Source organism: Labrys sp. LIt4, from assembly GCF_017813775.1.
Taxonomy (GTDB): domain Bacteria; phylum Pseudomonadota; class Alphaproteobacteria; order Rhizobiales; family Labraceae; genus Labrys; species Labrys okinawensis_A.
In genome coordinates this window covers 1-242 of sequence record NZ_JAGIPY010000124.1, presented here as the reverse complement: position 1 = coordinate 242, position 242 = coordinate 1, and the positions used below count along the sequence as shown (strand labels likewise).

Genomic DNA, 242 nt, shown 5'->3' with positions numbered 1-242 from the left:
ATGGGTCTTCCGGCGTCGTTCAGGGCGTCGGTGGCCGCTGGCCCGCCCGCGCGAGACTGCGCAGCGTCTCGACCGGCACCCGCGTTTCCGCCGCGACGCGCAGGCGCGGCGGCGGCTGGAAGGCGTGGCCCTGGACGATCTCGAAGCTCAGGCTCAGTCGACCGTCGGGCCCGGCCAGCGCCGCCTGCAGTTCGGCCAGCAAGCGCGCCTTCCAGCGCGGCGTGCGCCAGCCGGCGAAGCGC

General features: G+C 76.0%; 1 protein-coding gene. It reads right to left on the bottom strand.

Annotated features, from left to right (window positions below):
• Positions 1–19 precede the first annotated feature (19 nt).
• Positions 20–242: hypothetical protein (locus J8I29_RS29870; RefSeq protein WP_209434455.1), on the bottom strand; the 223-nt coding region annotated here is incomplete at its 5' end.